Origin of the sequence: Streptomyces sp. NPDC085460, from assembly GCF_044541975.1 — a bacterium.
GTDB lineage: Bacteria > Actinomycetota > Actinomycetes > Streptomycetales > Streptomycetaceae > Streptomyces.
The window spans coordinates 840,008-863,537 of record NZ_JBITTO010000001.1; the positions used below are offsets into that span (position 1 = coordinate 840,008).

A 23,530-nucleotide genomic window follows, 5' to 3' on the forward strand; every position below is an offset into this window, starting at 1 on the left:
GCGCGAAACTTCTTTCACCAGGCGAACAGAGTCGTTCCGCCGGTCACCCGGGAGAGATCCGATGAGCATCCGCGACGTGTACATCGTCGACGCCGTCCGCACCCCGATCGGGAAGTTCGGCGGCGGCCTCGCCTCCGTACGGCCGGACGACCTCGCCGCCCATGTCGTCAAGGCCCTCGTCGACCGCACCCCCGACCTCGACCCCTCGCTCATCGACGACGTCTGCTTCGGCGACGCCAACGGAGCCGGCGAGGACAACCGCGACGTGGCCCGCATGGCTGTGCTGCTCGCCGGCCTGCCCGTCACCGTCCCCGGCGTCACCGTCAACCGGCTCTGCGGCTCCGGCCTGGAGGCCGTGATCCAGGCCGCCCGCGCGATCGCCCTCGGTGACGCCTCCGTGGCGATCGCCGGCGGCGTCGAGTCCATGTCCCGCGCCCCCTGGGTCCTCCAGAAGCCCGAGCGCGCCTTCCCCGCCGGCCACCAGCAGCTCCACTCGACCACCCTCGGCTGGCGCATGACCAATCCGCGGATGCCCGCCGAGTGGACCGTCTCCCTCGGCGAAGGCGCCGAACTCGTCGCCGACAAGCACGCCATCGGCCGCGACCGCCAGGACGCCTTCGCCCTCGACAGCCACCGCAAGGCCGCCGAGGCGTGGGCCAAGGGGCTGTACGACGGGGAGGTCGTCCCGTACCCGGGCGCCGAGCTCGCCCGCGACGAGTGCGTCCGCGACAACACCTCCCTGGAGGCGCTCGGCCGTCTCAAGCCGGCCTTCCGGCCCGACGGCGGCACCGTCACCGCCGGCAACGCCTCCCCGCTCAACGACGGCGCCGCCGCCCTCCTCCTCGTCGACGAGGACGGGCTGCGCGAGACCGGCCGCGAACCGCTCGCCCGCATCCGCGCCTCCGCCGTCACCGGCATCGAGCCCCAGCTCTTCGGCCTCGGCCCGGTGGCAGCCGTCCGCCGCGCCCTCGGCAAGGCCGACCGTTCCCTCACCGACCTGACGACGTTCGAGCTCAACGAGGCGTTCGCCGCCCAGGCCCTCGGCTGCCTCGCCGAGTGGCCGGAACTCGACCCCGCGATCGTCAACCCGCGCGGCGGGGCCATCGCCCTCGGCCACCCGCTCGGCGCCTCAGGCGCCCGCCTCGCCGGCTCCGTCGCCCACCAGCTCGCCGCCGCCGGCTCCGGCACGGGCCTCGCGGCCCTCTGCATCGGCGTCGGACAGGGCCTGGCCCTGGTCCTGGAGCGCTGACCTCCCGGCCCACAACGGTGCGAGCCCCCGCCTCGGCGGGGGCTCGCACCGTCGTGTGGACCGCCAGGGTCACTCGCCCCCGGCCTGCTGCGCCGCGACCGACTTCCGTACCTCGTCCATGTCGAGGTTCCGCGCCTGCCCGATGACGTCCTCCAGCGCCGCCTCCGGCAGCGCGCCCGGCTGCGCGAAGATCGCCACCTTGTCCCGGACGATCATCAGCGTCGGGATCGAGCGGATCTCGAAGGCGGCGGCCAGCTCCTGCTGCGCCTCGGTGTCGACCTTGGCGAAGACCAGGTCCTGGTGGCGCTCCGACGCGGCCTCGTACACCGGGCCGAACTGACGGCAGGGTCCGCACCAGGAAGCCCAGAAGTCGATCAGGACGAAGTCGTTCTCGCTCACGACCTCGTCGAAGTTGTCCTTGGTGAGCTCGATGGTGCTCATGCCTCCGCCTTTCCGTCTCCGGTGGTGTCCTCACGGTCCCCTGGGGACTCGCCCCGCACAACGGCCTATCGAGCCGCGCTATTCCGGCCCCTACCCACCAGACTGGTCCCCATGACGCGAACGGTGGAGAACGAGCACGAGTACGACGTGGTGGTCCTCGGGGCGGGCCCCGTCGGCGAGAACGTCGTCGACCGGGTCAGGGCGGCCGGACTGACCGCCGCGATCGTGGAGGCCGAACTGCTCGGCGGCGAATGCTCCTACTGGGCCTGCATGCCCAGCAAGGCGCTGCTCCGCCCGGTCCTCGCCCGCTCCGACGCGCGCAAGGTCCCCGGCCTTCGCGAGGCGGTGTACGGCCCGCTCGACGCCCTGGAGGTCTTCGCGCACCGGGACGAGACCGTCGGGCACTGGAAGGACGACGGCCAGGTCGACTGGCTGGCCTCGATCGACGTACGCGTGTTCCGCGGCCACGGGCGCGTGCAGGGGCCCCGCACGGTGGTCGTCGACGGCCCCGAGGGCGAGCGCCACGTCCTCACCGCGCGGCACGCGGTCGCCGTCTGCACCGGCAGCCGCGCGGTCCTGCCCCCGCTGCCCGGGCTCGCCGGGGCCCGTCCCTGGACCAGCCGCGAGGCGACCAGCGCCGACCGGGTGCCGGGACGCCTCATCGTCGTCGGCGGAGGCGTCGTCGGCGTCGAGATGGCCACCGCCTGGCACGCCCTCGGCTCCCACGTCACCCTGCTCGTCCGCGGCGACGGGCTGCTCCCGCGCATGGAGCCCTTCGCCGGCGAGCTCGTCACCGAGGCCCTGCGGGCCCGCGGCGCCGACGTGCTCACCGGCGTCTCCGTCGAGGCGGTCGTACGGGACGGCGGCAGCGGTCCCGTCACCGTGGTCATGGAGGGCGGCGACACGGTGGTCGGCGACGAGGTCCTGTTCGCCACCGGCCGCGCCCCGCGCACCGAGGACATCGGCCTGGAGACCGTCGGCCTTGAGCCCGGCTCGTGGCTCGACGTCGACGACAGCCTCCGCGTCACCGGCAGCGACTGGCTGTACGCGGTCGGGGACGTCAACCACCGGGCACTCCTCACCCACCAGGGCAAGTACCAGGCGCGCATCGCGGGCGCCGCCATCGCCGCCCGCGCGGCCGGCACCCCGCTCCCGGAGCCCGCGCCCTGGGGTTCGCACGCGGCCACCGCCGACCACGCGGCCGTGCCCCAGGTCGTCTTCTGCGACCCGGAGGCCGCGGCCGTCGGCCTCAGCCTCGCCGAGGCCGAACGCGCCGGCCGCCGTGTCCGCGCGGTCGACGTCGAGATGAGTTCGGTCGCCGGCGCCGGCCTCTACGCCCAGGGCTACCGCGGCCGGGCCCGGCTCGTCGTGGATCTCGAACGCGAGGTCCTCCTCGGCGCCACCTTCGTCGGCCCGGCCGTCGGCGAACTCCTCCACGCCGCCACCGTCGCCGTCACCGCCGAGGTACCCGTCTCCCGCCTCTGGCACGCCGTCCCCTCGTACCCCACGCTCAGCGAGGTCTGGCTCCGGCTCCTGGAGGCGTACCGGGACGGCGCCGACCCGGCGTGAGCCCCGACGAGCGCGCCAACGCCTACGACGCCACCTGCGCCCACTGCGGCGAACCGGTCCCGGCCGGTGCCGGGCTGCTCCGGCACGGTCACCGCGGCTGGGACGTCTACCACCGCGAGCACGCCCCCGCACCGGGCCCGCCACCGCCCGGCGACCATCCGGGCTGGCACCGGCGGCGGCTGCTGTCGTTGGACATCGGATCCACGGGGAACGACCCGGCGCGGGACCGGATCACGGCGGTGGCGGTGCGGGGGAGCGACGGGACGGCCCGGGAGTGGGTACTGGATCTTGGATCCGACATCCTGGATCCGGAGGTTGGATCCGACATCCGGGATCCGAGGATTGGATCCGACATCCCGGATCCGAAGGATGGATCCAATATCCCGGATCCGAATATTGGATCCGTCCAAGATCCGGACCTCGGGTCCGCACCCCAAGATCCCGCTACTGGATCCAAGATCCAGCACGCCTCGCCCGCCCCACCCGCCCAAGCCCTCGAAGAGCTCGCCACCCTCCTCACCGACCACCTCGCGCACCACGAGCTCCTCGTCGTCTGGTACGCCCCCCACGTGCTGGCCACGCTCCACGCCGAACTGCTCCGCCACGGCCTGGCCCCGCTCGCCGACCGTCTCCCGGACGGCGTGGTCGCCCCGGTCTGCGATCCGCTGGTCCTGGACCGGCACGCGGACCGGTACCGGCCCGGTGGCCGTTCGCTGCCCGCCGTCGCGGAGTGGTACGGCGTGCCGCTCGAACGGCCGGGGGACCCGGCCTCGGACGCAGGGGCGGCGCTGCTGGTGGCGGGTGCGATCGCGGCCTCGTACCCGGCGGTGGCGCGGCTCTCGCGGCCGATGCTCCACGCCGAGCAGGTGATCTGGTACGCGGAGCAGATGGAACGTCACCCCGACGCACCGGCCTGGCCGTTCGATCCGGTGGAGCCGGTGACGGACTGAGCGCCCGCGGCCCGCGGGGCGCGGCGGCGAGCAAGGGTCAGGGGACTCAGGCGCGAGGGACGAGCAGGGCCGCCGCGGCGCGGGCGGTGTCCAGCGGGGGGCGCGGGTCGGGGGTGGAGCCCTGGCCGAGGACGACGCGGGTGCTCAACCCGTCGAGAAGGGCGAGGAGTTCGGAGGCGCGGGCCGGCGCGTCGAGCGGGGCGAAGCGGCCGCGGGTCGCGCCGGCGGCGAGCAGGGACTCCAGGTCGCGCTGCCAGTCGGCGTCCAGCTCCTGCTGGGCCTCGCGGAGTTCGGGGTTGCCGGGGGTTCTGGCCCAGAGCTCGATCCAGAGCGTCCAGCGCGGATCGCGCGGGCCGCGCGGGAGGTACAGGCGCAGGAAGTCGTCGAGCTTCCGCTCGGCGGTGGTCCGGCGGGCGAGCAGGGCCCGCCGCTCGTCGGCGAGCGCCGCCTCGCTCCAGCGGAGCGCGGCGAGCAGCAGCCGGTCCTTGGAGCCGAAGTAGTACAGGATGTGGCCGCCGCTGGTGCCGAGCCGTTCGGCCAGCGCCGACATCGTCAGGGAGGCGAGGCCGTCCTCGGCGATCGCGGCCATGGCCTCCTCCAGCATCCGCTCCTGCGTGACGTGTCCGTCGCGCCGCCGTGCTGCCCCTGCCACCGTCGTCCCGCCCCGTTCGTCCGGCCCGGCACCGCCCTGGCGCGGCACCGCGTGCGCCTCCGACCTTAACCGGACTTCCCCAGGGTCTTGACGCGACCGCGACCCGTCACTCATCTTGAATGCCATTCAAGAACTTAGAACGTCATTCAAGATCACCGATGAGAGGAGCGCGGGGTGCTCGATCACGAGACGACGGCCACGACCGTCAGCCGGGACGAGGTCTTCCAGGTCGAGGAACACGGCATCGACCCCATCCCCGACGCGGAGCGTCACGGCGGCGCCAAGGACGTCTTCTGGGTCTGGTTCGGCTCGAACCTCACCTTCACCTACGTGATCAACGGCTCCCTCGCCGTCGCCTTCGGCCTCTCCTTCTGGCAGGCCACCGCCGTCGTCGTGATCGGCGGCCTCTCCTTCCTCGCGATCGGCGCCGCCGGCCTCGGCGGCGTCCGCACCGGCACCGCCACCCTCGTCCTCTCCCGCGCCGCCTTCGGCCTCCGCGGCAACCGCCCGGCCGGCGCCCTCAACTGGGTCGTCAGCATCGGCTACACGGTCGTCAACACCGTCGTCGGCACCCTCGCCCTGGAAGCCTTCCTCGCCTCCCTCGGCTGGTCCGGCGGGCCACTGCCCCGCGCCCTGGCCCTCGCCGTGACCCTCGCGCTGACCTTCGCGATCTCCTTCTGGGGCCACGCCACCGTCCAGTTCGCCGAACGCTGGATGGCGTACGTCCTCGCCGCCGGCTTCGGCGTCCTCGTCGTGTTCCTGGTGCCCGGCGCCGACACCTCCGCCTCCGCGACCGGCCCCGGCGCCGCCGGCTGGAGCCTGGCCTTCGTGGTGATGCTCGCCGGCCCGTTCTCGTACCTCCCGATGCCCGCCGACTACACCCGCTACCTGCCGCGCACCACCAGCCTGCGGGCCGTCACCGTCAGCGGTGCCCTCGGCGGCTTCCTCTCCTCGGTCGCCCTCGGCGTCGCGGGCGTCGCCGCCGCCACGCAGACCGACATGACCGACGCGGTCGCCGGCGCCGAGAGCCTGCTGCCCGGCTGGTTCCGGCCGGTCTTCCTCGCCCTGGTGCTCGGCGGCTCCGTCACCAACTCCGTCATCACCCTCTACTCCTCCGGACTCAACCTCCAGGTCCTCGGCATCCCCTGGAACCGCGCCCGCGCCCTCGCCGTCAGCGCCGCCGTCACCGCCGCCGGCTCCCTCGGCGCGCTCTTCCTCACCGACTTCACCACCTCGCTCCTCTCCTTCCTCTCCCTCCTGATCATCGTCTTCGCCCCCTGGGGCGGCGTCTTCCTCGCCGACATGGTGCTGCGCCGCTGCCGGTACGACTCCGACGCGCTCCACCGCACCGACCCGGGCGGCGCCTACTGGTACCGGGCGGGCTGGCACCCCGCCGGTGCCGCCGCCCTCCTCGCGGGCGGCCTCTTCTCCGCCCTCACCTGCGACTCCGCCCTCTGGACCGGCCCGCTCGTCGCCCCGCTCGGCGGCGCCGACCTCACCCTGCTCGGCGCACCCGTCGCCGCCCTCGTGTACGTCCTCCTGGCCCGCCGCACCGCGACCCCGCACCCGGCCGCCTGACCCGCGACCGCCGCCCCCGGCACGACCGCACCGCCACCCCTCCCGTACGACAAGGAACGCACCCCGCATGAACGGCACCACCCCCACCCCCGCCGACCTGCTCCTCACCGGAGCCCGCATCCACACCGTCGACCCCGCGCTGCCGGAGGCGGAGGCGATGGCCGTACGGGACGGGCGGATCGTCTGGGTCGGGTCCGCCGCCGACGCGGACGCCTGGACCGGCCCCGGCACGCGCGTCCTCGACGCCGGCGGACGGCTCGTCCTCCCCGGCTTCATCGACGCCCACAACCACGTCCGGCTCGGCTCCGACGACGCCTGCGTCCAGCTCGCCGGCGCCCGCACCCTCGACGAGATCCACGCGCGCGTGCGGGCCTGGCACACCGCCCACCCCGACGCCGCCTGGATCGAGGCGGAGGCGTTCGACTACTCCGCGATCCCCGGCGGACGCATGCCCACCGCCGCCGACCTGGACCCCGCCACGGGCGCCACCCCGGCCCTCGTCCTCAGCTACGACGTCCACACCGCCTGGCTCAACACCGCCGCCCTGCGCGCCCTCGGCGTCGACCGCGACCACACCGACCTCCCCTTCGGTACCGCCGTCACCGACCCGGCCACCGGCGAACCCACCGGCTTCGTCAAGGACTTCGCCATCAAGGGCCTGTCCCGCGACGGCCACCGCGCGCTGCGCGCCCTCGGCGTCCCGTGGGCCTCGCCCGACCGCCAGTACGGGCGGCTCGCCAAGAGCCTCGACGACGCCATCCGCTTCGGCATCACCACCGTCGTCGAACCGCAGAACTCCCTCGACGACCTCGCCCTCTTCACGCGCGCGCGTGCCGAGGGCCGGCTCCGCTCCCGGATCGTCGCCGCCCTGTTCCACCCGCGCGGCACCACCGACGCCGACCTCGACGCGTTCGAGGCGGCCGCCGGGGAGCACGCCGACGACCGGTTCCGCGTCGGTCCCCTGAAGCTGTACATCGACGACGTCGTCGAGCCCCGCACCGCCGCCCTCCTGGAGCCGTACGCCGGCTGCGGGCACCACCGGGGCGACACCTTCTACCCGCCCGAGGAGTTCGCCGGCCTGCTCGCCCGCCTCGACGCGCGCGGCTTCCAGTGCTTCGTGCACGCGACCGGCGACCGGGGCATCCGTACCGTCCTCGACGCCGTCGCCCACGCCCGCGCGGTCAACGGCCCGCGCGACTCCCGCCACCAGGTCGTCCACGTCGAGTGCCTCGACCCGGCCGACACCCCGCGCTTCGCCGCCCTCGGCGTCGTCGCCTGCATGCAGCCCCGGCACGCGGCCCCCGACATCGCCGGACCCGGCCAGGACTGGGCCGAGAACATCGGCCCCGAGCGCTGGCACAAGGCATGGCCGCTCCGCGACCTGCGCGAGGCCGGCGCCGTGCTCGCCCTCTCCAGCGACTGGAACGTCGCCGAGATGGACCCCATGGTCGGCATCCACGCCGCGGTCACCCGCCGTCCCCTCGACGGCGGCGAGCCCTGGACGGAGGGGCAGACCCTCACCGCCGCCGAGGCCGTCGAGGGCTACACGATGGGCTCCGCGTACGCCAACTTCCTGGAGCACGAACGGGGTTCGCTGACCGTCGGCAAGCTCGCCGACTTCGTGGTCCTCTCGCGGGACATCCTGCGGATCGCCCCCGAGGAGATCCCCGGCACGGTCGCGGAGACGGTCGTCGTCGGCGGCGAGATCGTGGCGGAGACGACCGCGGCCTGAGCCGGGGCGGTGCGGCGGCCGGGGCCCGGGTGGGGCCGGGGCCCGCCCCGGTCCCCCGGGGCGGGCCGTCGCTGCCTGGCGGTCACGTAGCCGTCGCGTGCGGTCGCGTGGCCGTCGCGCGGCGGACGCCGCTAGCGGAGCCGGTCGAGGATCTTCCGCAGCTCGGTGATCTCGGCGGTCTGGGCCCGCACGACCTCACCGGCCAGGGCCTTCGCCTCGGCGTCGGCACCGTCCCTCTGCTCGTCGCGCGCCATCGTCACCGCCCCCTCGTGGTGGGCGATCATCAGCTCGGCGAAGGCGCGGTCGAAGTCCTCGCCCTTGGCGCCGGCGAGCCGCCTCATGTCCTGCTCGGACATCATCCCGGCCATCGAGTGGCCGGCCCCGGCGGACTCGGGCCTGCCCCAGCCCTTCAGCCACGCCTTCATCTTCTGGATCTCGGGATCCTGGGCCTTCTCGACGGCGGCGACGATCTCCTTGATGCCGGCGTCGGAGGCGCGCCCGTCGGCGAGCTTCGCCATCTCCAGGGCCTGCTCGTGGTGGGGGATCATCATCTGCGCGAACATCACGTCCGCGTCGTTGAAGCTCCCGGTGGCCGAGGGAGCGGAGGAGGCCGAGGAGGCGGACGGGGAGGCGGATGCCGTGGCGGTCGTGCCGCCGTGGTGCATCCCGCTCGTCGAACCGTCCTCGCCGCAGGCGGCGAGGAGCAGGGCGGCCGCGGCGACGGCGCCGGTCAGACCGAGGGCGCGGACGGTGCGGTTCCGGAAAGTACGCATGGTGATACCTCGTGTGCTGTACGTACGGTCATGGGCTCATACCGGTGAGGCGCGCGGGCGGCGCGGAGCGGCCCGCGGCGGACGGGTACGGCCTAGATCCGCAGGACGGACAGCCGGGCGAGGTCGGGTGGGCGGCGCGGCGGGGCGTGCGGCCCGAGCGCGGGCGTGAGCCGCGCGAGGAGGAGGACGAGCCAGTCGGGCCGGCGCCCGAGCGCGGCCCGGACGAGACCGGCGAGCAGCCAGCCGGCGAGCACGGCCACGCAGAGCGTGGTCATGTCCATCCCGGAACCCGGCGCGTGCTCCCCGTGCGGCTCGTCCGGCGGACCGGAGTGGTGCGCCCCGCCGGCGTCCGGCGCGTGCGCCGCGTCGGCGCTCGTGGCGCCGGCGTCGCTCGGCGCACTCGTACCGCTCATGGCGTTCGCGGTACCGGTCGTGCCCGAGGGCGGGCCCTCGGGGTGCCCCGTGGAGTGCATCATGACCACCCCGAGCGCGAGCACGACGACGAGCAGGAGGTGCGCGAGGGCACCTCCCGCTCGCTCGCCGAGGCGCGGCCGGGGTGTGGGCATGATCAAGGACCTCCGGGCCCGACCATACCGTGCGGGGGTATCAGATCCGCGTCAGGACCGCCGTCGGGCCGCCGTCAGGCCGCTGTCGGGTCGCGCCGTCAGGCCGCCGTCGGATTGCCGTCAGACCGCCGTCAGGCCGCCGTCAGGCAGTCATCGCGTCGGCCGCCAGGGCGGCCCTCAGGCCGCCGTCCCCGGCGGTCGTCAGGACGGCAGCTCGCCGCTCATCGCCGCGGCCAGCCGCAGATGCGGAGCGGCCTCGTCCGCGCGGCCCTGGCGCTCCAGCGTGCGGCCGAGCATCAGCCGCGCGTAGTGCTCCACCGGGTCGCGCTCCAGGATCGTCCGCAGCTCGGTCTCCGCGAGCCTGAGCTGGGCGGAGTGGTAGTAGGCGCGGGCGAGCAGCAGCCGCTGGGCGGTCTGGTCCGGGTGCTCGGCGACGAGGCCGCGCAGGATGCGGACGGCGGTCTGGTACTCCTTCGCGTCGAAGAACAGCCGTGCCCGGTCCCAGCGGTCGGCGGCCGTTCCGAACTCGTAGTACGTGTCGCTCACTTGCTCTCCCTGTTCCGGGGTGCCCGATCTGCCACCCTGTGGGGTGGCACGCCCTCGTCAACGCACTAGAGTAGTTGAACATTCCACCATCTGCTTTCGTCTCGATCTCCCCGATACCCCCCACTGGAGAGGTGCCGATCCCTGATGAGCAATCTCGACCGCCAGGCCGAGCTCGCGGTGTGCGGTGGCCGCGGCTTCGTCGTCGCCGAGCCCGTACGCGAACTCCTCAGCCCCCGTCACGTCCGGCTCGGCGAGTCGACGGAAGTGCGCCGGCTCCTGCCGAACCTCGGCCGGCGGATGGTCGGCGCCTGGGCCTTCGTCGACCACTACGGCCCCGACGACATCGCCGACGAGCCCGGCATGCAGGTCCCGCCCCACCCCCACATGGGCCTCCAGACCGTCAGCTGGCTGCACGAGGGCGAGGTCCTGCACCGCGACTCGACCGGCAGCCTCCAGACGATCCGCCCCCGCGAGCTGGGCCTCATGACCTCGGGCCGGGCGATCTCCCACTCCGAGGAGAGCCCCCGCGCGCACGCCCGTCTCCTGCACGGAGCCCAGCTCTGGGTGGCCCTGCCCGACGCGCACCGGCACGTCGAACCGCACTTCCAGCACCACGCCGAGCTGCCCCAGGTCACCGCGCCCGGTCTCACGGCGACGGTGATCCTCGGCTCCCTCGACGGCGCGACCTCGCCTGGCACCGCGTACACCCCGATCGTCGGCGCCGACCTCGCTCTCGCGGCCGGCACCGAGACGGAGCTCCCGCTCGACCCGGACTTCGAGTACGCCGTCCTCGCCATGTCCGGCGAGGCCCACGTCGACGGCGTCCCCGTCCTCCCCGGCTCCATGCTCTACCTCGGCTGCGGCCGCACGTCCCTCCCGCTCCGCGCCGCCTCCGACGCGGGCCTGATGCTCCTCGGCGGCGAACCCTTCGAGGAGGAGATCGTCATGTGGTGGAACTTCGTGGGCCGCACCGACGACGAGATCCGCAAGGCGCGGCAGGACTGGATGGCCGGCGACCGCTTCGGCGAGGTGAAGGGGTACGACGGCGACCGCCTCGACGCTCCGGAGGTCCCCCCGACCCAGCTGAAGGCGCGGGGTCGGGTGCGCTGACCTGGGACGTTCGCGTCATGTCCGATGCCCGGACGAACTCCGCCCGGTCATGACTCCGGCTTAGGCGTGCCCTGGGAGGGGTGGTGTCGCGACGCCTCTCAGCGGCACGCCGCGAAGGCGGGCGGTCGCAGGGTGCCGTGGGCGGCTTCGAGCGACTGGGCCGCGCCGAGCGCGAGTTCGTCGCGGTGGTGCGGGGCGGCGAGTTGCACGGCGCAGGGCAGGCCGTCCGGGCCCAGTCCGGTGGGGACGCTGATGGCCGGGTGGCCCGTGTCGTTGAAGACCGAGGTGTACGCGATCGGGAGGGTGCGCTCGCGTACCGCGGCCGCGACGTCCGGGCCCGTGGCGGGCCACGCCGTGGTGGGTACGGTCGGCATGAGCAGGAGGTCGTACCGCTCGAAGAGTCCGGCCGTCCACCGGTCGAGCCGCGCCCGGTGGTCCCAGTAGGCGGCGAATTCGCGGGAGGTGAGGGTTCCTCCCGCGGCCAGGACATCGGCGAACCACGGTTCGAAGTCGCCGCGCCGTGTCTCGAAGTCGTCGAGCACGCCGGGGAGCCGGTTGTAGGCGAGGACCTGCTGGCGCAGCTGGAAGGGGGCCGGGAAGGTGTCGGACCCCGGCAGCTCCGACTCGTCGTCGCGGACGTCGTGACCCTGGTCGCGCAGGACGTCGGCCGATCGTTCCAGGCTGCGCAGCATCGCGGGGTGGGGTGCCGACACGCCGAGGGTGCGCAGCACTCCCACGCGCAGCGGGGGCAGCGGATCGTCGAGGGCCGCGCGGTACGAACCGGGCGGAGAGGGCAGGGAGTTCGGGTCGGACGGGTGGTGGCCCGCGGTCACGTCGAGGTGGAGAGCGGTGTCGCGGACGGTGCGGGCCATGCCGGTGGGGCAGGCGTGCTGCGGCCAGCAGGGCATGGGGGAAGGGCCCTGGGGGATGCGGCCGCGGGAGGGCTTGAGGCCGACGACGCCGCACAGGGCCGCGGGGATGCGGGTCGAGCCGCCGCCGTCGCCGGCGGTCGCGAGGGCGACGAGTCCGGCGGCGACGGCAGCCGCGGAGCCGCCGCTGGAGCCGCCCGGTGAGCGTTCCGGGTCCCACGGGTTGCGGGTGACGCCGAAGGCGTCGTTGGCGGTGTGCACGCCGGCACCGATGGGCGGCAGGTTCGTCTTGCCGATGACGAGGGCTCCGGCGGCGCGCAGGCGGGCGACGTGGGTGCTGTCGTGGGTGGCGCGCGGGCTGTCGCGGTAGGCGCGGGTGCCCCTGCTGGTCGGGAACCCCTCCGCGTCCTCCAGGTCCTTGACGAGGATCGGCAGCCCGGCGAGCGGGCCCGCCTCCTCGCCGCGTGCGAGGCGCCGCTCCATGGCGGAGGCTTCGGCGAGGGCCCGTTCGGCGTCGAGGGCGACGACGGAGTTGAGGGCGGCGTCGGCGGCGTCGATCCGGCCGAGGGTGTGGTGCATGAGCTCGGTGGGCGACAGCGCGCGGCGGCGCATCAGCGCGGTGAGTTCGGTGGCCGTGGCGAAGGACAGGTCGGTCATGGGGCGGAGAGTTCCTTCCGCTTCTCGGGACGGGTGGGTGCGGTGGTGTCTTCGAGGCTGACGCCGGTGGTGCGGGGGCCGAAGAGCGTGGCGACGAGGCCGCCGGTGGCGCTGAGGGCGGCCAGCAGGACGAACACGGCTGTGTAGCCGGCGTTCTCGTAGATCGCGGCGACGAGCAGGGGAGCGCCGAAGTTGAAGACGCGGGACAGGGCGTTGGCGCTGCCCGAGCCGAGCGCGCGGACGCGGGTGGGGAAGACCTCGGCCGAGTACACCTGGAGGAAGGGCATGGTCATCTGGAAGAGGAGAGTGACCAGGCAGCCCAGGACGAGGACGGCCGCGGTGTCGCGTACGAGCCCGAAGACGATCAGGGTCGCGGCGGCCAGCGAGCCGAGGACCAGCTGGGTGCGGCGCCGGTCCCAGCGGTCGATGAGCGGTACGGAGACGAGCGCGCCGAGCGGTGCCGCCGTCGCCAGGACGGCGGACAGCAGCAGGGTGTCGTCGAGGTCGAGGCCGGTCTCCGAGAGGAGTGTGGGCGTCCAGGTGTTGTACGCGGAGTAGGCCAGGAGCCCGGTCACCCACATGGTGGCGACGACCAGGAAGTTGCGGCGGTTCCCACCGGTCCACAGCTCGGCGAGGCGGGGACGGCCGGACGCCGGGAGGGCGGGAGGAGCGGTGGCGGCATCCATGTCGGCAGCGGCAGCGGCAGCGGCAGCGGTACCGGTACCCGCGTCGGTGTCGGGCGGCGTCACGACGCCGCACTGCCGCTCGATGGACCGGACGATCTCGTCGGCCTTCGCGACATCGCCCCGGGCGGCCAGCCAGCGGGGGCTCTCCGGGACCCAGCGGCGGATCAGCCAGGCGAAGACGACACCGAAGAGCCCGAGGGCGAACACCAGACGCCATCCCCAGGTCCACTGCGGCACGAAGAAGTAGCCGGCCCAGGCGGCGATGGGGATGCCGAGCGATCCGACCGCCACCTTGTAGGTCTGCAGGCGCCCTCGGGCGGCCGCCGGGACGAACTCGGTGAGGACGACGATGGCGACGACGGCCATGCCCTGGGCGCCGAAGTGGGCGAGGGTACGGGCCGTGATCAGCTGCCAGGGGTTCTGGACGAGGACGCATCCGACAGTGGCCGCGCAGTAGAGGGTCACGCAGGCGAGCATGGTGCGGCGGCGGCCGACGCGGTCGGCGAGGTACCCGCCGAGGATCCCGCCCGCGAAGGCGCCCAGTTGTCCGATGCCGGCCACGAGGGCGACGGTCGACAGCGACAGGCCCCACTGGTCGCGCAGGGCGGGGACGACGAAGGCGAAGGAGTAGGTCTCGACCCACTCGAAGAGGATCATGCCGGCCAGGGCGATGACCAGGCGGCGGTGGAAGGAGCTGAGCGGGAGCCGGTCGAGGCGGTGCCCGAGTGCGGCGGCGTGCGAGGGCGGGGCGGCGGTCATGAGCGCGGGAACTCCCGGACCAGAGGGCGGGGGAGAAGGGGTCAGATCACGCCGTCGGCGGCGAGGGCGGCGAGTTCGTCCGGGCCCAGCCCGAGGACGCCCCGGTAGACCTCGGCGTTGTGCGCGCCGAGGGCGGGGCCCGTCGAGCGGATGCTTCCCGGCGTCGTCGACATCCGGGGCAGCGGCGAGACCATCGGCAGCTCCCCGAAGTCGGGGTCCTCGACCGTGACGAGGGTGCCGCGCTCCCGGTAGTGCGGGTCCTCGGCGATGTCCGCGATGCTCATCAGCGGCGAGGCGGGGATCCCGGCCGCGCTGAGCAGCTTGGTCACGTCGTCCGCGTCCAGGCCGGCGGTCCAGTCCGCGATCGTCGCGTACAGGTCGCCGGCGTGCTCGGCGCGGGCCGCACGCGTCGCGTACCGGGGGGATTCCGCGAGCTCGGGACGGCCCATGACGGTCGCGAACCTGCCGAAGAGCGCGTCGGTCCCGGCGTGGATGGACACGCGGCGCCCGTCGCGCGTGGTGAAGTCGCTGGCGGGGACGATCTGCGGATTGCGGTTGCCCAGTCGCTCACGGACCCGGCCGGTGGTGGCGTACGTGGTGAGCGCGTCCTCCGAGGCGCGGAACCCCGCCTCGTACAGGGCCAGGTCGATCACCTGGCCTCCGCCGTCGGCCGTGTCGCGGTGGTACAGCGCCGTGACGACGGAGAAGGCGCCGAGGTAGGCGGCCATGTAGTCGATCGTCGAGTACCCGCTGCGCACGGGCGGGCGGTCCTCGTCGCCGGTGACGTAGGTCAGCCCGGCGAAGGCGCTGGCGATCCGGTCGAACGAGCCGCGGTCGCTGTACGGGCCGGTGAGTCCGTAACCGGTCACATAGACCAGCACCGTGTGGGGGGACAGCTCGTGCAGGGTCTCCGCGTCCAGGCCCCACCTCTTCAGGGTGGGCGGGCGGTAGTTCGTGATCACGACGTCGAAGTGCGGGATCAGCTTCCGCGCGATCCGCCGGCCGGCCTCGGTGCGCAGGTCGAGGGTGATCGACTTCTTGTTCCGCGCCTCCTGCGCCCAGTAGGGGGACCGGGTGCCGGCGGCCGTACCTCGGGTGAAGTCACCGGTGCCCGGTTCCTCGACCTTGATCACCTCGGCCCCGAAGTCCCCGAGGAAGGTGGCCGTGACCGGGGCGGCCAGCACGGTGGACAGATCGAGGACGCGGATGCCCGCCAGGGGGAGTGTCGACATGGGTGTCCCTTCGAACCTTATTCACGTTCCGTTATTAACGAAACGTTGTTGGTGGGACCATAGAGTGGTCACCTTCGGAGCGGCAAGGGCCCGCGATGCGAAGATTCGTCCCGGGACGATGGGGAGCAGAGGATGAGCGAGACCGGCAGGACGCGGCGGCGACGGCGCACCCGTGAGGAGACCGAGGCGGATCTGCTGGCCGCGGCGCGTCGGCTGCTGAAGCGGGACGGTGTGCTCGCCGGCGTCAACCTCCGCGAGATCGCCGCCGAGGCGGGGGTCAACCACGGGCAGATCTACCAGTACTTCGGATCCCGCCAGTCCCTGCTCCGCGCGGCGGCGGCCGACCTGGTGGAACGCCAGAGCGTCGACCGGGAGGGGCACTGGGAGCTGCCGTTCGCCGAGCGGCGGCAGGCCATGTTCCGGCACCGGCTGGACGAGCCCGAACTGGTGGGGCTCGAAGCGCTGTTGGCGCTCGACGGGGACGAGGGCTTCAGCGCCTTCCCCCGGTTCGCGCAGACCTGTCAGAGCCTGGACCGGGACAGGGACGAGGGCGCGCTGCCCGAAGGATCGGACGCGGTGGCCGCCCACGTCATGACGGCGGCGGCCCAGATGGGGTACGTCGTCTTCCGCGAGGCGTACGCCCGCGACACCGGCATCCCCCTGGAAGAGCTGGACGAACGCGCCGCCCGCGCCTTCGCTCGCATGGTGGCCGGCCTCGCCGCGCCGTCCGCCGAGGGGGAGTCCGCGGAATAAGGGGGCGCAGGGCCGAGCGCGTCGGCCGGCGGGGGCTCATCCGGATGCTGCGGGCGAGGAACGTACTCGGACTGATCGTCCGGTAATTGGCACACCGGCCATTATCGGGTCGGCTGTGGGGTGTGTGGCGTTCACCCCGCCGTACCGGCCGGGGGCGAAGATCCGAACGGTTCCGCCCCTTCAGGAAGAAAGGCCGTCTCGTGCAACGACGCGACTTCGCCACCGCTCTCGCCGCGGCCCTCACCGCGCCCACGCTCATCGGCGCCTCGCCGGCGCAGGCCGCCGACCGAGGTGGCTCCGGCGGGGGAACGGGACTGACCGCGCACATGCGCGGGGCCCTGGCCGACGAGATCGACGACCCCCGGACGGCCCGTGCGCTGGCCCCGTACCTCTACGACGTCGGCTTCGACTGGCACCCGGAGACGGCGGAGCTGAACCGCTTCGACTTCGTCGTGGCCTACGGCTTCGGAAACCGTCCCGCGAAGTCGGGCGACCCCGCGACGACTCTGCCCGAGCCCGGTCCGGTCAACGAGGACCTGGCGGGCACGGTCGCCCGGATCCGCTCCCGCCGGAACGTACCGGTGTACGCCCAGTGGGAGATCGCCCGTTTCCTGGAATCCACGTACGGCATGACCGGAGTGACGTCGATCGAGCCGGTCGTCGCCGAGGACGGCACGATCACCTATCTGAGCACCGACGGTGTCGCCGCGCAGGTCCTCGAGCACCGGAAGAAGGCCCCGGGCGGGATCGGCACGGCCTGCGTCGTCGGGTTCGCCGACCACCACAAGCGGTGCGTGCAGACGACCCGCGACCGGGGCATGAGCGCCTACGCCCCGCGAGGCGTCGCCATGCCCCGTACCTACGACCCCGAGTCCGGGCAGGAATGGACCCGGCGCCGTGACCTGTACCTCGTGCACGACATGGCCGCCCAGTGGCAGGTGCTGCGCGCCAAGCTGATCGCGGAGGCGACCACGGCCTGAGCCGCCACGGTCGGCGGTACCGGGCGGGACCTAGGGCGTGTCTGACCATTCCCGTCGGGTCCGGCCCGCCCGGCACGCACGCTCGCCGCACGGCCGAAACGCCCAAGTAGCTCCGCTACAAGGGCGCCCCGGCCGCACGCCGATCGCACGCACCGGACGACCCGGCCTGATCCGACGCCAATTGTCAGACACGCCCTAGCGGGCCACCGCCGCCAGGTCCTCGGTGAGGAGGGTCGGGTCCTCCAGGAGCGTGCGGTGGACGGCCTCCAGGAGGGGGAGTTCCGTCACCTCGGTGGCCAGGGCGACGTCCTTGGCGGCGAGGGCCACGGGGAAGTGGGAGCCGGTGGCGGTGGCCCGGCCGACGGCGCCGGCGAGGGGGCCCGTGCCGAGGGTGCGCAGGGCGAGGTCGCGGGGCAGGCCGAGCGCCTCGGCGAGGGCGAGGCTCTCGGCGACCAGGGCGACTCCTCCGATCACCGCGTTGATGAGGACCAGCTTGAGGGCCGCGCCGGTGCCGGGGCCGCCGCAGGCGGTGACCGTGCCCAGCCGGGCGAGGACGTCCGCCACCGGGGCGGTGTCGCCGCCCGCGAGGATCAGCAGGTCGCCGGTGGCGGCGCGGTCGACGCTGCCCATGACCGGCGCGTCGATCAGGGTCACGCCCCGGGGGAGCCGGGCGGCGAGTTCGAGGGTGGTGTCCGGGCCGATGGTGGAGGTGTCGATCCAGTACGCGTCCGGGCGCAGGGCGGGGACCATCGCGTCCGCGACGGCGCGGGCGGCGGCGGGGCCGGCCAGCATGGTGATGACGACGTCGGCGTCCCGGACGGCCTCGGCGGGGGTGGGGGCGAGGGCGGCGCCCGCGTCGACGAGCGGTGCGGCATGGGCGGCGGTCCGGTTCCAGACGGTGAGCGGGTGCCCGGCGTCGAGGAGGCGGTGGGCCATGGGCAGGCCCATGGAGCCGATGCCCAGGAAGGCGATCCGGCGGGGGTCGGTGGGCGCATTCTGCGGGGTGGTGTCCATGGGGCGACGCTAGATTCGGCACCGGTATGCGACAAGCGAATGTCTAGCATGGTTCCCATGCTGATCACGCATGGGTTGTACGAGGCGTTCCTCGCCGTCGCCCGCTCCGGGTCCTTCACCTCCGCCGCCCGGTCCCTCGGCTACACCCAGTCCGCCGTCTCCCGTCAGGTGCGGTCCCTGGAGGAGGAGTGGGGGGCGGAGCTGTTCGAGCGGCTGCCGCGCGGGGTCCGGCTCACCGAGGCGGGCCGGGTGCTGCTGCCGCACGCGGAGGCGGTGCGGGACCGGCTCGCCGCCGCCCGCGCCGAACTGACCGCGCTGCGCACCCTGGACGGCGGAACACTGCGCCTCGGCGCCTTCTCCAGTGCCACGGCCGCCCTCGTACCGCGCGCCCAGGCGGCGTTCAGGAAGCGGCACCCGGGGGTGGTGGTGACCCGCGTGGAGGGGCCGTCGGCGAAGCACTTGGGCCTGGTGGCCGCCGGCGAGGAGGACCTGGCGGTGGTCAGTCCGGCGGCGGACGTCTCCACGCCGCCCGGGGTGACGCTCCATCACCTCCTGGACGAGCCGGTGCTGGTGGCTCTGGAGCGGGGCCACCCGTACGCGGGGCGGCGGGACGTACGGCTCGCGGAACTGTCCGGGGAGGAGTGGATCGTCGGCCACGAGGGGCCGGCGGACGCGCTCTTCCGGCTCGCCCTCGACGCCGGGCTGCGCCCGCGGACCGGGCTGCTCGCGTACGACTGGATCGCCAAGCTCGGCGCGGTCGCGGCGGGGCTCGGCATCACCCTCGTACCGGCGCTCGCGGCGGCGGCGGTCCGTCCGGACGTCGCCCTCGTCACCCTCCACCCGGAGGACGTTCCGTACCGGCCGATCTGCGCGGCCGCGCCGGGGTCGCCGACGGCGGCGGCGACGGCCTTCCTGGCCCTGCTCCGGGAGACGGCCGAGGAGTTGCGGTCGGCGGTGGCGTGACGCGGGTGCCCTGGCCTCCGCGTTCGAGGCCCGCTCGATCACGTGTCGACGCCTCCCGTCGGGAAACTCCAACAAATTTCAACATCTCGATGCCCGTCATGGGGGTGTCGGCCTCGCGAACGCCGGTAACGGGGGTGTATCGATCCCTGTGCGCGCCGACCGGATGTTGACTTCTGATGGAAACGGCGCTTTTCTGTGGTGCATCCAGTTGATTAATGGCGTGCTGTGGTGACTTCAACGTCCGTGAAGCATCCGCCGTTCACCTGATCCGCGCCTCACCGGTCGGCCGAGCGCGGCCCGTCCGAGCAAGGGGAATGACATGTTCACTGAATACCACCGGCGGTCGATGGCGACGGCCGCCCTGGGACTGGCCACCGTCCTCGCGCTGGCCTCCTGCTCCAGCGGCCAGCAGGCGGCGGGTCCGGCAGACGGTGAAGGCGCCGCCAAGGTCGACGGCAAGATCTCCCTGACGTACCTTCAGAAGCAGGGCGACCAGGAGTACTTCGTCGGCGAGGCGGCCGGCGCCAAGGCCAAGGCGGACGAACTCGGCATCGACCTGAAGGTCGTCAACCTCGGCACCGACGCCAACAAGACCATCAGCGAGGCCCAGTCGGCGATCTCGCAGAAGAGCCACGGTCTGATCGTCGTCGTCCCCGACCCGGCCGTCGGTCCCCAGGTCGCCCAGATCGCCAAGGACGCCAAGGTCGCCCTGCTCACCTCCGACGACCAGATCTGCACCACCGGCCCGGACCCGTCCTCCTGTCCCCCCGACGCCCTCGTGCCCCGGATCGGCTTCAGCGGCGCCCAGATGGGCGGCGAGGTCGGCAAGCGCGCCGCCGCGGAGTTCAAGAAGGCGGGCTGGAAGGCGGCGGAGACCCGCACCATCTCCGCCTGGAAGCAGGACGTGACCGTCTGCACCGACCGCGTCAAGGCGGCGAAGGACGCCTTCGCCGCCGGGGCCGGTGCCGAGGTCCAGAACATCGACGTCCCCACGGACAACAGCCCCACCGGCGCGCAGGACAAGATCGCGGCCACCGTCACCGCGAACCCGGACGTCAAGCACTGGGTGGTCTGGGGCTGCAACGACGAGAACGTCCAGGGCGGGGTGACCGCGCTGGAGAACGCCGGCTTCAAGGCCGACGACGTCATCGGCGTGGGCCTCGGCGCCTACCTCGCCTGCAAGAACTGGAGCTCGGGCAAGCCCTCCGGCATGAAGGCCGCGCTGTTCATCAACGGCGAGGACGTCGGCGCCCTGGCCGTGCAGACCATGTACGACAAGCTCAAGAACGGCAAGGCGTTCCCGAAGGAAGCCTTCGCCCCCACGACCATGGTCGACGCCACCACCTGGAAGTCCGCCGGAGTCACCTGCGGCTGAGCGCCGCCCCCCGACGCCGGTGCGGCGCACCGCCCCCCGTCCGCCGCACCGGCCCTGTCCGTTCGCCCCGGCCTCGATACGCCGCACCGCCCCCCCCGTCCGGCGTACCGGCCCTGTCCTTCGCCCCGGCCCCGGTACGCCGCACCGCCCCCCGTCGCCGCACCGGCCCTCTCCGTTCGCCCCGGCCCCCTTCCGTCACTCCAGCACGTGAGGCCAGCATGACCACACCCGGCACCCCACCCCCCACCCAGGCGACCCCAGGTGTCGGGGTCGCCGTCGAGAACATCACCAAGCGCTTCGGCGCCGTCCAGGCCCTCAGCGGCGTCACCCTGACCTTCCCGCCCGGACAGGTCACCGCGCTCATGGGCGAGAACGGCGCGGGCAAGTCCACGCTCCTGAAGATCCTCACCGGCGACCACCAGCCCACCGAAGGGCGCGTCCTCCTCGCCGGCGCCCCGGTCTCCTTCGCCGCGCCGCACGACGCGCGCCGCGCCGGGATCCGCATCATCCCGCAGGAGCCGGAGATCATCCCGCACGTCTCCGTGGCGGAGAACGTCTACGCCGGATCCCTTCCCCGCAAGGCCGGCCGACGCCTCGACCGCGCCGAGCTCCGCCGCAGGATCACGTCCGACCTGGCCAGGCTCGGCTTCGAGAAGGTCATCGACCCCGACCAGCTCGGATCCGAACTGACGGCGGCACAACGCCAGTTGGTGGAGATCCTGCGCGCCCTCACCGGAGACGCCAAGGTCATCGCCTTCGACGAGCCGACCTCCTCGCTCGCCGAGAACGAGGCCGAGGCCCTGTTCGCCCTGATCGACCGGCTGCGCGCCCGCGGCATCGCGATCATCTACGTCTCCCACCGCATGAAGGAGATCTTCCGGCTCGCGGACCGGATCGCCGTGCTCCGCGACGGAGCCTCCGCCGGTGTCCTCGACGCCGCGGCGACCACCGAGGGCGAGGTCGTACGGATGATGGTCGGCCGCGACCTCTCCTCGCTCTTCGTGCGCCAGGACGTCGCCCGGGACGACGTCGTCCTGGAACTGGACGGCGTCACCACCGACGACGTCACCGACATCAGCCTCCGGGTCAGGGCCGGCGAAGTGGTCGCCCTCGCCGGCCTGATGGGCGCCGGCCGCTCGGAACTGGGACTCGCCCTCGCCGGCGACCGCCCCCTGCGCTCCGGCCGGATCACCCTCGACGGCCGCCCGCTGCGGCTGCGCGGCCCGAAGGACGCCATCCGGGCCGGCATCGGCCTGGCCCCCGAGGAACGCAAGGCCCAGGCCCTCTTCCTCCACCGGTCCATCCGCGACAACACCTCCCTGGTCAGCCTGGAACGCCTGCGCCGGATGCGCTTCGTCCGCCGGAGCCAGGAGAAGGCCGTCGCCCAGGACTTCTCCGACCGGCTCAGGGTCCGCACCCCGTCCATCGAGCACGAGGTGCGCAAACTGTCCGGCGGCAACCAGCAGAAGGTCGTCCTCGCCCGCTGGCTGCTGCGCCGGCCGAAGGTCCTGATCCTCGACGAGCCGACGCGCGGCATCGACATCGGGGCCAAGGCGGAGATCTACCGGATCATCGCCGACCTCGCCCGGGACGGCGTCGCCCTGCTCGTGATCTCCTCCGAGCTCCCCGAGGTGCTGGGCCTCGCCGACCGGGTCGTGGTGATGCAGGGCGGTCGCGTCACCGGCGAACTCGGCCGCGCCGAGGCCACAGAGGAAGCGATCCTCCACCTCGCCATGGCCGACGACCTCGCGCCCCTCGACCCCGCCCCCACCCCGGCCGCCGCCCGGCCCCGTACCGACTCCGCCCCTGGAGGCCCCCGATGACCACCACCGCCACCACTTCCCCGGCCGGGGCAGAGAAGGCCCCGCCGGCGGCGCGCAAGCGCTCCCCGCTGGCCGCCCTCGGCGGGCAGAACCTCAGCCTCATCGGTGCGCTCGTCGTGGTCCTCGGGCTGTTCGGCGCCCTCAACGAGAACTACCTCAGCCTCTCCAACCTCCAGGTGATCGCCGAAGCCGCCACCATCACCGGCCTCCTCGCCATCGTCCAGACCGTCGTCATCATCTGCGGCGGCCTCGACATCTCCGTCGGCTCCCAGGTCGGCGTCGCCTCCGTCGTCAGCGCCATGGTCTTCACCAGCACCGGCTCCAGCGCCTCCGCCGGCATGCTCGCCGCCATCGGCGTCGGCGTCCTCGTCGGCGTCGTCAACGGTCTCGTCATCGTCTACGGACGCGTCAACCCGACCATCGCCACCCTCGCCGGACTCGCCGCCTACAAGGGCCTCGCCCAACTCCTCTCCGACGGCCGCGCCCAGGGCTACGTCCTCAACGACCCGGTCTTCGTCTTCCTCGGCCGCGGCAAGATAGCCGGACTGCCCGTCATGGTCTGGATCCTCATCGTCGTCGCGATCGCCGTGCACGTGATGCTGAAGTACACCGACATCGGCCGCAACCTCTACGCGATCGGCGGCAACGACACCGCCGCCCGCCTCGCCGGCATCGACATCAACAAGTACCTCGTCGCCGTCTACGCCCTCATCGGCGTCGTCGCCGCCGTCGCCGGCATCCTGCTCACCGCCCGCACCGGCTCCGGCCAGCCCGTCTCCGGCAGCGAGGGCCTCGAACTCAAGGCCATCACCGCCGCCGCCCTCGGCGGTTGCGCCCTCAAGGGCGGCAAGGGAGGCGTGGGCGGCACCCTCCTCGCCGTCGCCCTCCTCGGCGCACTGGAGAACGGCCTCACCGTCGAAGGCATCAACACCTTCTGGCAGAACGTCGCCCAGGGCGCCCTGCTCGTCGCCGCCGTCGTCATCCAGCAACGCCGCAACGGCGAACGGGCGGTCGGACTTCCCCACTGACCCGACACGCCGCCCCGGCGCCACACCGACGCAGCCGCGCACGGACGAGGCCCGCCCCCTTCGGGGAGCGGGCCTTATGGCGTACGCGTGGCGGAGGACGGAGGGCGGAGGGCAGAGAGCAGAGGCGGGAGACAGGGGGGGGCGGGGGGGGGCCGGAGCGCGGTGCCGTCGCACGCGTACGTTCGCAGGTGCCACCGCCCGGAAACGGCGAGAGCCCTCCCGGAA

21 protein-coding genes are annotated in these 23,530 nt (G+C 73.4%); 12 read left to right on the top strand and 9 right to left on the bottom strand.

Annotated elements, in window-relative coordinates; all coding sequences use genetic code 11:
* The first annotated feature begins 61 nt into the window (after positions 1–61).
* A complete protein-coding gene (locus ACIGHB_RS03590) occupies positions 62–1,249 on the top strand; it encodes a thiolase family protein (protein WP_399909179.1) in 1,188 nt (395 codons plus the stop codon).
* Positions 1,250–1,318: 69 nt separating this feature from the next.
* Here the strand turns inward: ACIGHB_RS03590 and trxA are convergent, their stop codons facing one another.
* Positions 1,319–1,690, bottom strand: a complete 372-nt coding sequence (gene trxA, locus ACIGHB_RS03595) for a thioredoxin (protein ID WP_360316116.1) — start codon at positions 1,688–1,690, stop codon at positions 1,319–1,321.
* Positions 1,691–1,801: 111 nt separating this feature from the next.
* Between trxA and ACIGHB_RS03600 the strand changes: the two genes are divergently transcribed.
* Entirely contained in the window at positions 1,802–3,259 is a 1,458-nt protein-coding gene (locus tag ACIGHB_RS03600) for a dihydrolipoyl dehydrogenase family protein (RefSeq protein WP_399909181.1), read from the top strand.
* Positions 3,256–4,209 carry a hypothetical protein gene (locus tag ACIGHB_RS03605; RefSeq protein ID WP_399909183.1) on the top strand — a complete coding sequence of 318 codons (954 nt, stop codon included), beginning with the start codon at positions 3,256–3,258 and terminating at the stop codon, positions 4,207–4,209. The genes ACIGHB_RS03600 and ACIGHB_RS03605 overlap by 4 nt, the downstream gene beginning before the upstream one ends.
* 46 nt (positions 4,210–4,255) lie before the next feature.
* Here ACIGHB_RS03605 and ACIGHB_RS03610 read toward each other — a convergent pair whose 3' ends face one another.
* On the bottom strand, positions 4,256–4,861 hold the full coding sequence (locus ACIGHB_RS03610) for a TetR/AcrR family transcriptional regulator (RefSeq protein ID WP_399909185.1): 606 nt from the start codon (positions 4,859–4,861) through the stop codon (positions 4,256–4,258).
* A gap of 174 nt (positions 4,862–5,035) precedes the next feature.
* Here ACIGHB_RS03610 and ACIGHB_RS03615 point away from each other — a divergent pair, with 174 nt between their 5' ends.
* Both ACIGHB_RS03615 and ACIGHB_RS03620 read left to right on the top strand, forming a co-directional pair.
* Positions 5,036–6,439, top strand: coding sequence for a purine-cytosine permease family protein (locus ACIGHB_RS03615; RefSeq protein WP_399909187.1), 1,404 nt, complete (start codon positions 5,036–5,038; stop codon positions 6,437–6,439).
* 67 nt (positions 6,440–6,506) lie between these two features.
* The gene (locus tag ACIGHB_RS03620) at positions 6,507–8,171 is read left to right on the top strand and encodes an amidohydrolase (protein ID WP_399909189.1); all 1,665 of its coding nucleotides are present in this window, start codon (positions 6,507–6,509) and stop codon (positions 8,169–8,171) included.
* 131 nt (positions 8,172–8,302) lie between these two features.
* Here the strand turns inward: ACIGHB_RS03620 and ACIGHB_RS03625 are convergent, their stop codons facing one another.
* The 3 genes from ACIGHB_RS03625 to ACIGHB_RS03635 all read right to left on the bottom strand — a co-directional run bounded on the left by ACIGHB_RS03625 (position 8,303) and on the right by ACIGHB_RS03635 (position 10,056).
* Positions 8,303–8,944, bottom strand: coding sequence for a DUF305 domain-containing protein (locus ACIGHB_RS03625; RefSeq protein ID WP_399909191.1), 642 nt, complete (start codon positions 8,942–8,944; stop codon positions 8,303–8,305).
* Positions 8,945–9,036: 92 nt separating this feature from the next.
* The gene (locus ACIGHB_RS03630) at positions 9,037–9,510 is read right to left on the bottom strand and encodes a DUF6153 family protein (RefSeq protein WP_399909193.1); all 474 of its coding nucleotides are present in this window, start codon (positions 9,508–9,510) and stop codon (positions 9,037–9,039) included.
* Positions 9,511–9,711: 201 nt separating this feature from the next.
* Positions 9,712–10,056, bottom strand: coding sequence for a tetratricopeptide repeat protein (locus ACIGHB_RS03635; protein WP_399909195.1), 345 nt, complete (start codon positions 10,054–10,056; stop codon positions 9,712–9,714).
* 144 nt (positions 10,057–10,200) lie between these two features.
* On the opposite strand from ACIGHB_RS03635, the gene ACIGHB_RS03640 reads away from it, so the two are divergent.
* Complete coding sequence (locus ACIGHB_RS03640; RefSeq protein WP_360316096.1) at positions 10,201–11,166, top strand: pirin family protein; 966 nt, start codon at positions 10,201–10,203, stop codon at positions 11,164–11,166.
* 98 nt (positions 11,167–11,264) lie between these two features.
* Here ACIGHB_RS03640 and ACIGHB_RS03645 read toward each other — a convergent pair whose 3' ends face one another.
* From ACIGHB_RS03645 to ACIGHB_RS03655, 3 genes are read right to left on the bottom strand one after another with little or no spacing between them, the layout of a single operon-like run.
* A complete protein-coding gene (locus tag ACIGHB_RS03645) occupies positions 11,265–12,692 on the bottom strand; it encodes an amidase (RefSeq protein ID WP_399909197.1) in 1,428 nt (475 codons plus the stop codon).
* Positions 12,689–14,137 carry an MFS transporter gene (locus ACIGHB_RS03650; protein ID WP_399909199.1) on the bottom strand — a complete coding sequence of 483 codons (1,449 nt, stop codon included), beginning with the start codon at positions 14,135–14,137 and terminating at the stop codon, positions 12,689–12,691. Before ACIGHB_RS03650 ends, ACIGHB_RS03645 begins: the two co-directional genes overlap by 4 nt.
* 41 nt (positions 14,138–14,178) lie before the next feature.
* Positions 14,179–15,369, bottom strand: a complete 1,191-nt coding sequence (locus tag ACIGHB_RS03655; RefSeq protein WP_399909201.1) for a CaiB/BaiF CoA transferase family protein — start codon at positions 15,367–15,369, stop codon at positions 14,179–14,181.
* 132 nt (positions 15,370–15,501) lie between these two features.
* Between ACIGHB_RS03655 and ACIGHB_RS03660 the strand changes: the two genes are divergently transcribed.
* Both ACIGHB_RS03660 and ACIGHB_RS03665 read left to right on the top strand, forming a co-directional pair.
* Complete coding sequence (locus ACIGHB_RS03660; RefSeq protein WP_399909203.1) at positions 15,502–16,122, top strand: helix-turn-helix domain-containing protein; 621 nt, start codon at positions 15,502–15,504, stop codon at positions 16,120–16,122.
* Positions 16,123–16,322: 200 nt separating this feature from the next.
* Positions 16,323–17,102, top strand: coding sequence for a hypothetical protein (locus ACIGHB_RS03665; protein WP_399909205.1), 780 nt, complete (start codon positions 16,323–16,325; stop codon positions 17,100–17,102).
* 195 nt (positions 17,103–17,297) lie between these two features.
* On the opposite strand, the gene ACIGHB_RS03670 is transcribed toward ACIGHB_RS03665, so the two are convergent.
* Positions 17,298–18,116, bottom strand: coding sequence for an NAD(P)-dependent oxidoreductase (locus ACIGHB_RS03670; RefSeq protein WP_399909207.1), 819 nt, complete (start codon positions 18,114–18,116; stop codon positions 17,298–17,300).
* A 57-nt stretch (positions 18,117–18,173) separates the two neighbouring features.
* Here ACIGHB_RS03670 and ACIGHB_RS03675 point away from each other — a divergent pair, with 57 nt between their 5' ends.
* From ACIGHB_RS03675 to ACIGHB_RS03690, 4 genes are all read left to right on the top strand, one after another.
* The gene (locus ACIGHB_RS03675) at positions 18,174–19,079 is read left to right on the top strand and encodes a LysR family transcriptional regulator (protein ID WP_399909209.1); all 906 of its coding nucleotides are present in this window, start codon (positions 18,174–18,176) and stop codon (positions 19,077–19,079) included.
* A 319-nt stretch (positions 19,080–19,398) separates the two neighbouring features.
* Positions 19,399–20,454 carry a substrate-binding domain-containing protein gene (locus ACIGHB_RS03680; protein WP_360316075.1) on the top strand — a complete coding sequence of 352 codons (1,056 nt, stop codon included), beginning with the start codon at positions 19,399–19,401 and terminating at the stop codon, positions 20,452–20,454.
* A 218-nt stretch (positions 20,455–20,672) separates the two neighbouring features.
* On the top strand, positions 20,673–22,277 hold the full coding sequence (locus tag ACIGHB_RS03685) for a sugar ABC transporter ATP-binding protein (RefSeq protein WP_399909212.1): 1,605 nt from the start codon (positions 20,673–20,675) through the stop codon (positions 22,275–22,277).
* Positions 22,274–23,305 carry an ABC transporter permease gene (locus tag ACIGHB_RS03690; RefSeq protein WP_360316069.1) on the top strand — a complete coding sequence of 344 codons (1,032 nt, stop codon included), beginning with the start codon at positions 22,274–22,276 and terminating at the stop codon, positions 23,303–23,305. Before ACIGHB_RS03685 ends, ACIGHB_RS03690 begins: the two co-directional genes overlap by 4 nt.
* Positions 23,306–23,530 lie beyond the last annotated feature (225 nt).